The sequence below is a fragment of the Streptomyces sp. SAI-127 genome (assembly GCF_029894425.1).
GTDB lineage: Bacteria > Actinomycetota > Actinomycetes > Streptomycetales > Streptomycetaceae > Streptomyces.
Genome location: NZ_JARXYJ010000001.1, coordinates 7,665,678 through 7,679,561, shown reverse-complemented (window position 1 = coordinate 7,679,561; position 13,884 = coordinate 7,665,678). Strand labels below are relative to the sequence as shown.

11 protein-coding genes are annotated in these 13,884 nt (G+C 69.3%); 1 reads left to right on the top strand and 10 read right to left on the bottom strand.

Going from position 1 to position 13,884, the window contains the following annotated elements; translation table 11 throughout:
• Positions 1–15: 15 nt before the first annotated feature.
• Positions 16–1,386 (bottom strand): TraR/DksA family transcriptional regulator, encoded by a 1,371-nt coding sequence (locus M2157_RS35265; RefSeq protein WP_280867244.1) that lies wholly within the window; start codon positions 1,384–1,386, stop codon positions 16–18.
• A 611-nt stretch (positions 1,387–1,997) separates the two neighbouring features.
• On the opposite strand from M2157_RS35265, the gene ileS reads away from it, so the two are divergent.
• Positions 1,998–5,135, top strand: coding sequence for an isoleucine--tRNA ligase (ileS, locus tag M2157_RS35260; protein WP_280867243.1), 3,138 nt, complete (start codon positions 1,998–2,000; stop codon positions 5,133–5,135).
• Between the two features lie 151 nt (positions 5,136–5,286).
• Here the strand turns inward: ileS and M2157_RS35255 are convergent, their stop codons facing one another.
• The 9 genes from M2157_RS35255 to ftsW form a co-directional block, all read right to left on the bottom strand.
• A complete protein-coding gene (locus M2157_RS35255) occupies positions 5,287–6,492 on the bottom strand; it encodes a DivIVA domain-containing protein (protein ID WP_280857012.1) in 1,206 nt (401 codons plus the stop codon).
• Positions 6,493–6,544: 52 nt separating this feature from the next.
• A complete protein-coding gene (locus M2157_RS35250; protein ID WP_053847334.1) occupies positions 6,545–6,835 on the bottom strand; it encodes a YggT family protein in 291 nt (96 codons plus the stop codon).
• A gap of 50 nt (positions 6,836–6,885) precedes the next feature.
• The gene (sepF, locus tag M2157_RS35245) at positions 6,886–7,527 is read right to left on the bottom strand and encodes a cell division protein SepF (protein ID WP_266525569.1); all 642 of its coding nucleotides are present in this window, start codon (positions 7,525–7,527) and stop codon (positions 6,886–6,888) included.
• Positions 7,528–7,656: 129 nt separating this feature from the next.
• Positions 7,657–8,376: a YggS family pyridoxal phosphate-dependent enzyme gene (locus tag M2157_RS35240; RefSeq protein WP_280867242.1), complete on the bottom strand. Its 720-nt coding sequence runs from the start codon at positions 8,374–8,376 to the stop codon at positions 7,657–7,659.
• A gap of 6 nt (positions 8,377–8,382) precedes the next feature.
• Positions 8,383–9,111, bottom strand: coding sequence for a peptidoglycan editing factor PgeF (gene pgeF, locus M2157_RS35235; RefSeq protein ID WP_280857014.1), 729 nt, complete (start codon positions 9,109–9,111; stop codon positions 8,383–8,385).
• Positions 9,108–10,304 (bottom strand): cell division protein FtsZ, encoded by a 1,197-nt coding sequence (gene ftsZ, locus M2157_RS35230; protein WP_266525575.1) that lies wholly within the window; start codon positions 10,302–10,304, stop codon positions 9,108–9,110. The genes pgeF and ftsZ overlap by 4 nt, the downstream gene beginning before the upstream one ends.
• Before the next feature lie 287 nt (positions 10,305–10,591).
• Positions 10,592–11,386, bottom strand: a complete 795-nt coding sequence (locus M2157_RS35225) for an FtsQ-type POTRA domain-containing protein (protein ID WP_280857016.1) — start codon at positions 11,384–11,386, stop codon at positions 10,592–10,594.
• 19 nt (positions 11,387–11,405) lie between these two features.
• Positions 11,406–12,500 (bottom strand): undecaprenyldiphospho-muramoylpentapeptide beta-N-acetylglucosaminyltransferase, encoded by a 1,095-nt coding sequence (gene murG / locus M2157_RS35220; protein WP_057618508.1) that lies wholly within the window; start codon positions 12,498–12,500, stop codon positions 11,406–11,408.
• A gap of 6 nt (positions 12,501–12,506) precedes the next feature.
• Positions 12,507–13,868 carry a putative lipid II flippase FtsW gene (gene ftsW, locus M2157_RS35215; protein ID WP_280857017.1) on the bottom strand — a complete coding sequence of 454 codons (1,362 nt, stop codon included), beginning with the start codon at positions 13,866–13,868 and terminating at the stop codon, positions 12,507–12,509.
• Positions 13,869–13,884 lie beyond the last annotated feature (16 nt).

The following is a 13,884-nucleotide window of genomic DNA, read 5'->3' as shown; positions in this document are numbered from 1 at the left end:
CGCCTCCAAAGACCCTCAGTACCGGCGTTCCTGCTTCTGCTTGCACTCCACGCACAGGGTCGCGCGCGGGAAGGCCTGCATGCGTGCCTTGCCGATGGGATTGCCGCAGTTCTCGCACAGGCCGTAGGTGCCGGCGTCGAGCCGGCCCAGGGCGCGTTCGGTCTGGAGGAGCATCTCGCGCGCGTTGGCCGCGAGGGCCATCTCGCTCTCGCGCGTGATGTTCTTGGTCCCGGTGTCGGCCTGGTCGTCGCCGGCGCCGTCCCCGGAGTCCCTCATGAGCCCGACCAGGGACTCCTCCGAGGTGGTGATCTCGGTACTCAGCCGCAAGGCCTCGGCCGTGAGCTCTGCGCGCGCCTCGGAGACCTCTTCGGGCGTCCACGGGTCCTCACCCGGGCGCACCGCGAGCTCGCCGGGCTCCACCGCGGAGACCCGCGCGTTGGGTAGGGCGGTCTTCGCCGCCGTGGCCGTGCCAGGAGTCTTCTTCGCAACCACTGTCGTGGCTCCCGTCTGCTTCGCGGCCTCGGCCGCGCCCGCCTTCTTGGCCGTGCTTTTCCTGGCCGCCCTCTTGGTGAGGGTGTTCTTCCCGGAGGTGCCCTGCCCGGCGTCCCCCTGCGGGGCATCGGCCTCCGTGGCGGCCTTCTCCTCGACCGCGATGTCCTTCGCGGCCGTCTTCCTCCCCGCGGCCTTCGTCGCGGTCGTGCCCTTGGCCGCGCGCTCGGTCGCGGCCGTGTCCTTCGCTGCGGTCTTCTTCGTGGCCGCCTTCTTCGTCACCGCCTTCTTCGTGGCTGCCTTCCCGGTGGCCGCCTTCTTCGCGACAGCCTTCCTGGCGACAGCCTTGTTGGCGACCGCACCCTTCTTGGCGACGGCCTTCTTCGCGGAGGCCTTCTTGGCGACCGCAGCCTTCTTGGTGGCCGCGTCCTTGGTGGCCGTCTTCTTCGCGACAGCCTTCTTGGTGGCCGCGCCCTTCTTGGCGACAGCCTCCTTGGCGGCTGCGGCCTTCTTCGGCCCCGCGGCCCTCTTCGTGGCCGAGTCCTTCTTCGTGACCGAGGCCTTTCCGACGCCTTTGGTGACCTCTGCCGTCCTGCCGACAGGTGTCTCGGCCGCCGGTCTCCCGGCCGCGACCTTCTCCCCGCCTGTCCGCCCGCCGGGAGCCGCCGTGGCCTTCTTGGCGCCGCTCGTCTTCCGGGGCGCCGCCTTCTTCGCCCCGGCCTTCTCGCCCCCCGCGCGCGTGCTCTTGACGGCGGCCTTCTTCGCGACGCTCTTCGCCGCCGCTCCGACCGCCTTCACGGCCTTGGCAGCGGCCCCCTTGGCCTCGCCGCCGGAGGCACGGGCATGGGTGGACCGGCCCGACGCCGACTGCTGTACGGCGGTCTTCTTCGCCACCATGCCGCGGCCCCTTCACATATTGTGATCTTGCTCGCGAATCGTGCTGGGACGATAAATCGACTTGAGTCCCGCGGCAACGGGGCACGCCGCCCGATTCGCCCGCCCCGCGCGCGCGGGGCGGGAAGCATGCATGCGTTGTGCCCAGCTCCCCGCCAGGTAATCCGCCGGATCGTACGTCCCGGAATCCGAACAGTCGTGCCGCTCCATTCGGGTCACTCCGAGCCCTACGGCGGCCTCCGCGTCCGGCTCCGGAAAACCGGTCGGCCGCTGTCCCCGGGGCGCCGTACACTGGTCGGAGCGAAAAGCGTGGATGGGGACGAGTAGCGGCGTACGCAGCCCAGAGCGACCCGGGGACGGTGGAAGCCCGGGGGCGAGCGCGACGTGAAGATCACCCCGGAGCCGCCGGAAGAAAGCCTTGGATCAGTGGGCTCCGCCCACGGGCCACCAGGGCCAGTAGACCCGGCATCGCGGCCCCAATGAGGGGGCTCACCGACGCACACCAGGCGTCGGCGGGCCAAGGAGGGTGGTACCGCGGGAGCGCGCCGAAACCGGCGCACGGACTCTCGTCCCTCCGGACGGAAGGCAGCAAGTCCGCCGGAGGAAGCTCGCTGATGACAACGCCGACGTACCGCCAGGTGCCCGCCCAGGTCGACCTGCCCGCGCTCGAGCACGCGGTGCTCGACTTCTGGCGCGAGCAGAAGATCTTCGCCAAGAGCCTGGAGCAGTCCGAGGGCCGCCCCGAGTGGGTGTTCTACGAGGGCCCGCCCACCGCCAACGGCATGCCCGGCGCCCACCACATCGAGGCGCGCGTCTTCAAGGACGTCTTCCCCCGCTTCCGCACCATGCGCGGCTACCACGTGGCCCGCAAGGCCGGCTGGGACTGTCACGGCCTGCCGGTGGAGCTGGCGGTCGAGAAGGAGCTCGGCTTCACCGGCAAGAAGGACATCGAGGCGTACGGCATCGCCGAGTTCAACGCCAAGTGCCGCGAGTCCGTGACCCGCCACACCGACGCCTTCGAGGCGCTCACGACCCGCATGGGTTACTGGACCGACCTCCAGGACCCCTACCGCACGATGGACCCGGAGTACATCGAGTCCGTCTGGTGGTCGCTCAAGGAGATCTTCAACAAGGGCCTGCTGGTCCAGGACTACCGCGTGGCCCCCTGGTGCCCCCGCGACGAGACGGGCCTGTCGGACCACGAGCTGGCGCAGGGCTACGAGACGATCGTCGACCCTTCCGTGTACGTCCGTTTCCCGCTCACCTCCGGTCCGCTCGCCGGCCAGGCCGCGCTCCTGGTCTGGACGACGACCCCCTGGACGCTGGTGTCCAACACGGCCGTGGCCGCGCACCCCGAGGTCACCTACGTCGTCGCGACCGACGGCGAGGAGAAGCTCGTCGTCGCCGAGCCGCTGCTCGCCAAGGCGCTCGGCGAGGGCTGGGAGACCACCGGCCAGACCTTCACGGGCGCCGAGATGGAGCGCTGGACCTATCAACGTCCGTTCGAGCTCGTGGAGTTCCCGGAGCCTGCCCACTACGTGGTCAACGCCGAGTACGTCACGACCGAGGACGGTACGGGCCTGGTCCACCAGTCGCCCGCGTTCGGTGAGGACGACCTCAAGGTCTGCCGCGCCTACGGCCTGCCCGTCGTGAACCCCGTCCGCCGGGACGGCACGTTCGAGGAGGACGTCCCCCTGGTCGGCGGCGTCTTCTTCAAGAAGGCGGACGAAAAGCTCACCGAGGACCTCCAGCAGCGCGGCCTCCTCTTCCGGCACATCCCGTACGAGCACAGCTACCCGCACTGCTGGCGCTGCCACACCGCGCTCCTCTACTACGCGCAGCCGTCCTGGTACATCCGCACCACCGCCGCCAAGGACCGCCTCCTCCAGGAGAACGAGAACACCAACTGGTTCCCGGAGACGGTGAAGCACGGCCGCTTCGGCGACTGGCTGCAGAACAACATCGACTGGGCGCTGTCCCGCAACCGCTACTGGGGCACCCCGCTGCCGATCTGGCGCTGCGAGGACGACCACCTCACCGTCGTGGGCTCCCGCGCGGAGCTCACCGAGCTGACCGGCACGGACCACTCCGGCCTTGACCCGCACCGCCCGTTCATCGACGAGGTCACCTTCGCGTGCCCCCAGTGCCAGAAGACGGCCACGCGCGTGCCGGAGGTCATCGACGCCTGGTACGACTCGGGTTCGATGCCGTTCGCGCAGTGGGGCTACCCGTACAAGAACAAGGAGCTGTTCGAGTCCCGCTACCCGGCGCAGTTCATCAGCGAGGCCATCGACCAGACACGAGGCTGGTTCTACACGCTGATGGCCGTCGGCACCCTGGTCTTCGACAAGTCGTCGTACGAGAACGTCGTCTGCCTCGGTCACATCCTCGCCGAGGACGGCCGCAAGATGTCCAAGCACCTGGGCAACACCCTGGAGCCGATCCCTCTGATGGACCGGCACGGGGCGGACGCGGTGCGCTGGTTCATGGCGGCCGGCGGCTCCCCGTGGGCGGCCCGTCGCGTGGGCCACGGCACGATCCAGGAGGTCGTCCGTAAGACGCTCCTGACGTACTGGAACACCGTCGCCTTCCAGGCCCTGTACGCGCGCACGTCCGACTGGGCGCCCAGCGAGGCGGACCCGGCCCCGGCCGACCGCCCGGTCCTGGACCGCTGGCTGCTGTCCGAACTGCACGCGCTGACCGACCAGGTGACCCAGTCCCTGGAGTCGTACGACACCCAGCGCGCCGGCAAGCTCCTGTCGGCGTTCGTCGACGACCTGTCCAACTGGTACGTGCGCCGGTCCCGGCGCCGCTTCTGGCAGGGCGACAAGGCCGCGCTGCGCACGCTGCACGAGGTCGTCGAGACGGTCACCAAGCTGATGGCCCCGCTGACCCCGTTCATCACCGAGCGGGTCTGGCAGGACCTGGTCGTGCCGGTCACCCCCGGCGTCCCGGAGTCCGTGCACCTGGCCTCCTGGCCGGAGGCGGACCTCTCCGCCATCGACCCGGAGCTGTCGAAGCAGATGGTCCTGGTGCGCCGGCTCGTCGAGCTGGGCCGTGCCACGCGCGCGGAGTCGGGTGTGAAGACCCGTCAGCCGCTGTCCCGGGCGCTCATCGCCGCGACCGGCTTCGGCTCACTCGACCGTGAACTGCACGCGCAGATCACGGAGGAGCTGAACGTGAGCGCGCTCGCCTCCCTCAGCGAGGTCGGCGGCAGCCTGGTCGACACCACGGCGAAGGCCAACTTCCGCGCCCTCGGCAAGCGTTTCGGCAAGCGCGTCCAGGACGTGGCCAAGGCCGTCGCCAACGCCGACGCGGCCGCGCTCTCCCTCGCCCTGCGCGAGGGCACGGCGTCGGTCGAGGTCGACGGCGAGACGATCACGCTCGCCCCCGACGAGGTGATCATCACGGAGACCCCGCGCGAGGGCTGGTCGGTGGCGTCCGACTCCGGTGCCACGGTGGCGCTGGACCTGGAGATCACGGAGGAACTCCGCCAGGCGGGCCTGGCCCGTGACGCGATCCGCCTGATCCAGGAGGCCCGCAAGAACAGCGGCCTCGACGTGGCCGACCGCATCGCGCTCCGCTGGACGGCCACGGACCCGGCCGTGATCGCGGCCCTGTCCGAGCACACACCCCTGATCAGCGACGAGGTCCTCGCCACGGACTTCGCCCAGGGTGAGGCGGACGACACCTACGGCACCCCGTTCACCGACGAGGGCCTGTCCCTGACGTTCCGCCTGCGCAAGGCGTAACCGCGAGAGCGAAGGCCCGGTCCCCAGGAGGGGCCGGGCCTTCCGCGTATCCACGCCACGGTGATCAACCCGCGTAAAAGGGCGAGGCCCCGGATCGAAATCCGGGGCCTCGCCCTGAACGCTGCCGACGCCTAAGGCGTACTAGAGGCCGTCAGTTGTCGTCCTCGTCGATGAGGAAGCCACGCATCGGCGAGGGAGCCTGTCCCATCGGACCGGGACCCTGCGGCCGTACCGGCGCCATCGGCTGGGTCATGGCGGGAGACATCTGCTGCTGGCCGCCGTAGGACGGAGCGGCCGGCGAAGGACCGCCGCCCATGCCCTGGTTGCCACCGTACGACGGCGCGCTCGCACCGGCCGGAGCCATGGAAGGCGCCGGGGACGGCGGCAGCGACGCGGTCGCCGGGGTACGCGGCGGAGCCAGCGAGTCGTCGGCCTGGGTCTCCAGCTGACGCAGCTGCGACTCGAGGTACGACTTCAGACGCGTGCGGTACTCGCGCTCGAAGCCGCGCAGGTCCTCGACCTTGCGCTCCAGCGTGGCGCGGGCGGACTCCAGGGAGCCCATCGCGACGCGGTGCTTCTCCTGCGCGTCCCGCTCCAGGGCGTCGGCCTTGGCACGGGCGTCACGCTCGAGACCCTCGGCACGCGAACGCGCCTCGCCGACGATCTTGTTGGCCTCGGAACGGGCCTCCGCGATCGCCTGGTCGGCGGTCTGCTGGGCCAGCGAGAGGACACGAGCGGCGCTGTCGCCACCGGGGCCCTGACCGGGGCCGCCCATCGGACCGCCCATGGGGCCGCCCATCGGGCCACCCATCTGCTGCTGCATGGGCGGCTGACCGCCCATGGGGCCCTGACCCATCGGACCCTGGCCCATCTGGCCCTGGCCCATCTGCCCCTGACCCATGGGGCCCTGGCCCATCTGACCCTGGCCCATCTGCCCCTGCGGGCCACCCTGGCCACCGCCGGGGCCGGCGGGCAGCTGCGGAGCACCGCTCGGCAGCTGGGGCGGGCCACCCATGGGGCCGCCCATCTGCTGCTGCGGCGGACCAGATATGCCGGCAGGTACGGGAGCGCCGGGACCTGGCCCACGCATGCCCTGCTGCGGCATTCCCTGTCCGGGCATGCCACCCTGCTGCTGGTCCTGCTGCTCCGGGGGCTTGCGCATGTTCTGCTGGTTCTGGGCAGCAGCACGCGTCGCCGCGGCCAGCTTGGCGCGCAGGTCCTCGTTCTCGCGCAGCAGGCGGGTCAGTTCGGCTTCGACCTCGTCGAGGAAGGCATCGACCTCGTCCTCGTCATAGCCTTCTCGGAGGCGGACGGTCGTGAACTGCTTGTTCCGCACGTCCTCGGGGGTCAACGGCATCTCTTCACCTCAACGTAGTCATCGGCAGTCGGCAAGACCGTATCGTCCACAGTCACCTCGCCAGGTTTCCCATGATGGAGATGAGGATGTAGACGATGATCATCAGCACGAAGAAGGACAGGTCGAGCGCCACGCCCCCGAGACGCAGCGGCGGGATGAACCGCCGCAGAAGCTTCAACGGTGGATCGGTGACAGTGTAGGTGGCCTCCAGAACGACCACCATCGCCTTGCCGGGTTGCCACGAGCGGGCGAACTGGAAGACGTAGTCCATGACCAACCGGAAGATGAGCACGATGAGGAACACCATCAGCGCGATGTAGATCACCTGCGCGAACACGCTCATGGTCTTTCTTTCCCTCTCCCCTGTTCCGTACTTCGATCCGGTTGTGCTTCTCAGCTCTGGTTGAAGAACCCGCCCTCTGCGATGCGGGCCTTGTCCTCCGCCGTGACATCGACGTTAGCAGGCGACAACAGGAACACCTTCTGCGTCACCCGCTCGATGCTGCCGTGAAGACCAAACACCAAACCCGCCGCAAAGTCGACAAGTCGCTTGGCGTCTGTGTCATCCATCTCAGTCAAGTTCATGATCACCGGGGTGCCCTCACGGAAGTGTTCCCCGATGGTACGGGCCTCGTTGTAGGTCCGGGGGTGAAGTGTGGTGATCCGGTAAGGCTCTCGTTCCGACACGACCTTGGGCATGATCACCGGTGCGTTCTTCTCCAGGCTTGCGCGTTCTTGTGTGATGGATGCCACGGGCGCGATGCGCGCGGGACGCACCGATTCCGCGGCCAGCGAAGTGGATCGGGGCACCGAGTCGCGCGGCACCGAGGACTGCACGACTCTGACCGATTCATCCCTTTCGGGCTGAAGTGCCTGATGTGACTGGTGAGACGGCTCATGCCGTCGGCGGTCCCGCTCGGGCTCCGGGTCGAGTTCAGGTTCGAAGTCGTCGTCGGGGTCGAAACCGCGGCCGTCGTACCCATCGTCCTCCACGAGGCCGAGGTAGACCGCCATCTTGCGCATCGCGCCGGCCATTCTCTGAGTCCTCCGCTCTGTGGTGGATCGGCTGACGACTGCCAAGTGCCCGCGATCCACGAGGTCGTTATGACCGCCTTTCGGCGGTAATGACCATATTTTCTGCTGTGGTCCGACTTCTTGGCGACGTTACCCGAGCCTGGGGCGGACTCCGAGTACCGCGGTGCCGACGCGCACATGTGTCGCCCCTGCCGCCACGGCCTGTTCGAGGTCCGCACTCATCCCTGCCGAGACCATGTTCGCAGCCTGATGGGCTCGGCGCAGGTCGGTCGACAAATCCATCAACCGCTCGAATGCCGCCTGTTCGCGTCCCGCGTACTCCCCGGTGAGCGGAGCGACGGTCATCAGCCCGTCGAGCCGCAACCCCGGAGCCCCGGCCACAAGATCGGCCAACTCCCCGATTCCGCCCGGCGCCACGCCGCCCCGCTCCCCTCGCTCGCTCGCACCGGCGTCGAGCGCGACCTGGATGAGGCATCCCACTTCGCGCCCGGCCTTCACGGCCTCCTTCGAAAGAGCCGTCACCAGCTTGGAACGATCGACGGACTGCACGAGATCCGCGTAACCGACCACAGATCGCACTTTGTTGGTCTGCAACTGACCGACAAAGTGCCAGGTAAGCGGCAGATCCGAACATTCGGCAGCCTTGGGCGCCGCGTCCTGGTCCTTGTTCTCGGCGACATGACGCACGCCGAGCTCCGACAGCATCCGCACGTCGCTCGCGGGATAGGTCTTGGTGACCACGATGAGGGTCACCTCTTCCCGCGCCCGCCCGGCAGCCGCGCACGCGGCGGCGATGCGCTGCTCCACCTTCGCCAGATTTGCGGCGAGTTCGTCCTTACGGTCCGTCATGCCCCATCAGTCCAGCCAGACATATCCCGCGAGTCGCCCCGTGGTGCGATCGCGGCGATACGAGAAGTGGTCGCCCGATTCCAGCGTGCACACCGGCGACTGCTGCCGGTCGCGCACCCCGAGCCGGTCGAGTTGCGCGTGCACTCCGGCGGTCACGTCGACCGAGGGCGTGCCCCAACTCGTCTCGGCGTGCGCCGCGGGTTCGACGGCGGCGACGTCGGCGCGCATCTCCTCGGGCACTTCGTAGCACTTGCCGCAGACGGCGGGTCCGGTGCGGGCGACGATCCGGGCGGGATCGGCGCCGAGTTCCGTCATCGCGCGTAGCGCGGCGGGGACGACTCCGGCGACCATGCCGGGCCGGCCCGCGTGGGCCGCCGCGGCGATCCCGGCGACCGGGTCGGCTAGCAGCACCGGCGTGCAGTCCGCGGTGAGGACGGCGAGGGCGAGACCGCGTTCGGCGGTGACGAGCGCGTCGACCTGGGGCACCGGCCGCTCGCCCCACGGCGCGGAGACCACCACGGCGTCCGCCCCGTGCACCTGGTTCATCCAGACCACCCGGTCGGGATCGAGACCGAGCGACTTGGCGGCCAGTTCACGATTGGTCCCCACGGCCTCGGGGTCGTCGCCGACCGCCCCGCCGAGGTTGAGCTCCTCATACGGAGCGGCGCTCACCCCGCCCCACCGGTCGGTGAAGGCGAAGTGCGCGCCGCTCACGCTCTCGCGCCGTCCTATCACTTCAGGAAGTCCGGCACGTCCAGCTCCTCGGCCGAGCTGTCGGTGTAGCTCCGCGACGGCGGGACCGGCGGGGGGACCGGAAGGTCGGCGACCGGCTCGGGCGCGGGCTCCGGGTCCTCCTTCGGCGTGACGCTGCCGAGCGAGCCGAAGGACGGGCGGCTCTCGGTCTGCCGTACCGGAGTGGGCTCCTCGCGGCGGGCCGAGTTCGAGGACGAACCCATGACCGTCTCCCGACGGGTCGGCGGCTGTCCCCCGTCGAAGCCGGCGGCGATCACGGTGACGCGGACCTCGTCGCCGAGGGCGTCGTCGATGACCGCACCGAAGATGATGTTGGCCTCGGGGTGGGCGGCCTCGCTGACCAGCTGAGCCGCTTCGTTGATCTCGAACAGGCCGAGGTCGGAGCCGCCGGAGATGGAGAGCAGCACACCGCGGGCGCCGTCGATGGACGCCTCCAGGAGCGGCGAGGAGATCGCCATCTCGGCGGCGGCCACCGCGCGGTCGTCGCCGCGGGCCGAGCCGATGCCCATGAGCGCCGAACCGGCCTCGGACATGACCGACTTGACGTCGGCGAAGTCGAGGTTGATCAGACCGGGCGTGGTGATGAGGTCGGTGATGCCCTGGACACCGGAGAGCAGGACCTGGTCCGCCGACTTGAAGGCGTCGAGGACGGAGACCTGACGGTCCGAGATGGACAGCAGCCGGTCGTTGGGGATGACGATGAGGGTGTCGACCTCTTCGCGGAGTTCGGCGATGCCGTCCTCGGCCTGGTTGGCGCGGCGCCGTCCCTCGAAGGTGAACGGGCGCGTGACCACGCCGATGGTGAGGGCGCCCAGGGTGCGTGCGATGTTGGCCACGACGGGCGCGCCGCCGGTGCCGGTGCCGCCGCCTTCACCGGCCGTCACGAAGACCATGTCAGCCCCCTTGAGGACCTCCTCGATCTCCTCGCGGTGGTCCTCGGCGGCCTTGCGGCCCACGGCCGGGTTGGCTCCGGCGCCGAGTCCGCGGGTGAGTTCGCGGCCGACGTCGAGTTTGACGTCGGCGTCGCTCATCAACAGCGCCTGCGCGTCGGTGTTGATGGCGATGAACTCGACGCCCTTGAGACCGACCTCGATCATCCGGTTGATGGCATTGACACCACCGCCGCCGACACCGATGACTTTGATGACTGCGAGGTAGTTCTGCGGTGCTGCCACGTCGAAGGCCTCTCGCCTCGAGTTACGTGTCGCCGAACCAACGGGGCACTGATGCCTCGCGATCCGCCGACTGATGCCGAATGGGACGGTCCGTAGCGCCGACCCGAACCCTAACGCTGAAGTTTAGGGTTACCAGTGTGTCTGTTCCCTGGAGTCTTCTGAACAGGACACTAAGTCGACAAGTGGCGCACGTTCAACGAACACGCCGAACCTCCCGTTTTTCTTTTCACCCTATGTGATCAGCCGTAGCAGTGCCCAACCAGGGTGCTGGCCTGCGCTGATGTGCGTCAACTCCCCGATGACGCAGGGGCTGTGGGGACGCTGACGTCGAAGTGCCGCGCATCGGGAGTGGCTTTCATGAGAGCGGCGAGCGTACGGGCCTTCGCGGCACCTTTCTCGCTGCTCCCCCAGGCGACGGTACGGCCGCCCTCCAACTCCAGGGAGATGTCGTCGTACGAACGCACCTTGACGGAACGGGTCGCGTGCGCGACGGCGGCCGGAATGTCACCCGCCACGCGCACCGCTTCGCGCACGAGCCGGGCCTCGCCGAAGCGGCGCAGGCTCGCGGCACGGGAGTCCGGCGGGGAGAGCGTCAATTCCAGCGCCGGGACGCCTTTGGGGGCCTCAGAAACCGTGGCGAATCGGACGCCTTCATCGTCCACTTCGACGAAGTTTCCGCCCTTTTGGACAAGCAGAACCGGAGTACGCTCGGTCACTTTCAGCCCGATTCCGTCGGGCCAGGAACGAGCGACATCAACTGAGTCAATTCGGGGCAATTTCCGGAGCAGTCGTGCCTCAATCGCATCGGTGTCGACGGAAATCAGCGGCGATCCGACCGGGACGTCGGCGGCCTCGCGGACCTGCCCCGGAGTCAGCACCCTGGTTCCCGAGACCGACACGCGCTCGACGCGCAGCCACTGGGAGCCGTACAACAGCCAGACGGTGCCCGCGGAAAGAAGCACGAGCGCGACGGCAAGAATGATGATCGTACGAAGCCGACGCACCCTCAACCGCCGGGCGGGGGGCGGGCCGGACGACTCCTGCTGGCGTTCACCGCGCTCGGCGGTCGTCGATCCGGCCACGCCCACTCCCTTTTCCTGGCTACTGGCGTCGGTGGGAGGCGATCGCCTCGTACACCATGCCGACGAGCAGCTCGTCGGCGTCCCGGCGGCCGAACTCGGCGGCGGCGCGGGACATCTCGTACAGCCGGTGCGGGTCGGCGAGCACGGGCAGGACGTTGGCCCGGACCCAGTCCGGCGTCAGTTCCGCGTCGTCGACCAGCAGTCCGCCGCCGGCCTTGACCACCGGCTGGGCGTTCAGCCGCTGTTCTCCGTTGCCGATGGGCAGCGGGACGTAGGCGGCCGGCAGCCCGACGGCGGAGAGTTCGGCGACGGTCATCGCCCCCGCGCGGCAGAGCATCATGTCGGCCGCGGCGTACGCGAGGTCCATCCGGTCCAGGTAACTTACCGGGATGTAGGGGGGCATTCCCGGCATCTGCTGTACGTGCGGCAGTTCGTTCTTCGGGCCGACCGCGTGCAGGATCTGGATCCCGGCCTGCTGGAGCCAGGGCGCGACCTGCTGGACCACCTCGTTGAGGCGCCGGGCGCCCTGCGAGCCGCCGGAGACCAGCAGGGTCGGCAGGTTCGGGTCGAGGCCGAACATGTGCCGGGCCTCGGGGCGGGCGGCGGCCCGGTCCAGGGTGGCGATGGTGTGGCGCAGCGGGATGCCGATGTAGCGGGAGTTGCGCAGCTTGCTGTCCGGCGTGGCGACGGCGACCTGGGCGGCGTACCGGGAACCGATCTTGTTGGCGAGGCCGGGGCGGGCATTGGCCTCGTGGATCACGATCGGCACACCGAGCCGCTTGGCGGCGAGGTAGGCGGGCAGCGCCACATAGCCGCCGAAGCCGACGACGGCGTCGGCCTTGGTGCGCTCCAGGATCTGCTCGGTGGCCTTGATCGTGCCGCGCAGCCGGCCCGGCACGGTGATCAGCTCGGGAGTGGGCTTACGAGGCAGCGGGACGGCCGGGATCAGCGCGAGCTCGTAGCCGCGCTGTGGGACGAGTTTGGTCTCCAGCCCCCGTTCCGTGCCCAGAGCCGTGATCCCCACGCTCGGGTCCTGCCTGCGCAGGGCGTCCGCGAGGGCGAGCGCGGGCTCGATGTGGCCGGCGGTCCCCCCACCGGCGAGTACGACATGCACCGAAATTCACCGCTCTCCGGACGAACGCGCCGATGGGGCGCGCCGTCTCATCGTGTTCCATCTCCGAGGCCCCCGTGCCGGCACGGCGCCTCCCGCCCGCTTTCTACCAAAGCGGGGTTGCCGCATCGAAAGCGCCGCCCGCGCGGCGGGGTCGTCACGCGCGAACGCGATCAGCAGCCCGACGGCGAACATGGTCGGCAGCAGGGCGGAACCTCCGTAGGAGAACAGCGGGAGCGGGACACCGGCGATCGGCAGCAGACCGAGCACCGCACCGATGTTGATCACAGCCTGAGCGGTGATCCAGGTGGTCACGCCTCCCGCGGCATACCTGACGAAGGGGTCCTCCGTGCGTCCGGCCACGCGGATACCCGCATAGCCTAGAGCCGCGAAGAGGGCGAGTACCGACAGCGTCCCCGCGAGGCCCAGTTCCTCACCGGTGACGGCGAAGATGAAGTCGGTGTGGGCTTCGGGGAGTTGACCCCATTTTTCCACACTCGCACCGAGCCCGGAGCCAAAGATTCCGCCGGAGGCGAGGGCGTAGATTCCGTGCACGGCCTGCCAGCAGTCGGCGGCGCCGGACTTGGGCTCGGTGGCGCCGATGCAGGCGAGCCGGGCCATGCGGTTGGGGCTGGTCTTGATGAGGACGAACCCGATGAACGCGGCGACCGACAGCACCCCCACGAACAGCCGGGTCGGTGCCCCCGCGAGCCACAGCAGGCCGAACAGGATCGCCGTCAGGATGATCGCCGTACCCATGTCGCCGCCGAGCATGATCAGCCCGAGCAGCAGGAAGGCGACCGGGACGAGCGGCACCAGCATGTGCTTCCACTGGGTCAGCAGCTTCTTGTCCTGCTTGCGGGCGAGCAGGTCGGCCGCCCACAGCACGAGCGCCAGCTTGCCGAACTCGCTGGGCTGGATCTGGAAGGAACCGCCGAGCGAGATCCAGTTCTGGTTGCCGTTGACCGACATCCCTATCCCCGGCACCTGCACCAGGGCCATCAGGAAGACCGCGCCCGCCAGGATCGGGTAGGCGAGCGCCCGGTGCAGCTTGACCGGCATCCGGGAGGCGATCAGCAGCAGTACGGTGCCGATGACGGCGGCCAGGAACTGCTTGCGGAAGAAGAAGGATCCCGGCAGGGACATCTGCAGAGCCGTGATCTGGGAGGCCGAGTAGACCATCACCAGACCGAGCACGGTGATCAGCAGGCTGCCGCCGAGGATGAGGTAGTAGGCGGTCAGCGGCCGGTCCCAGGCCTTGCGCGCGCGCGTGCAGAGCCGTTGTACGGGGTTCTCGCGCGCGGGCCGGGAGACGGCGGGGCGCCGGGACGCCCGCTGCACGGGCGGCCTGCCGGTACGGCTACTGGGCATCAACGCCTCCGCTACG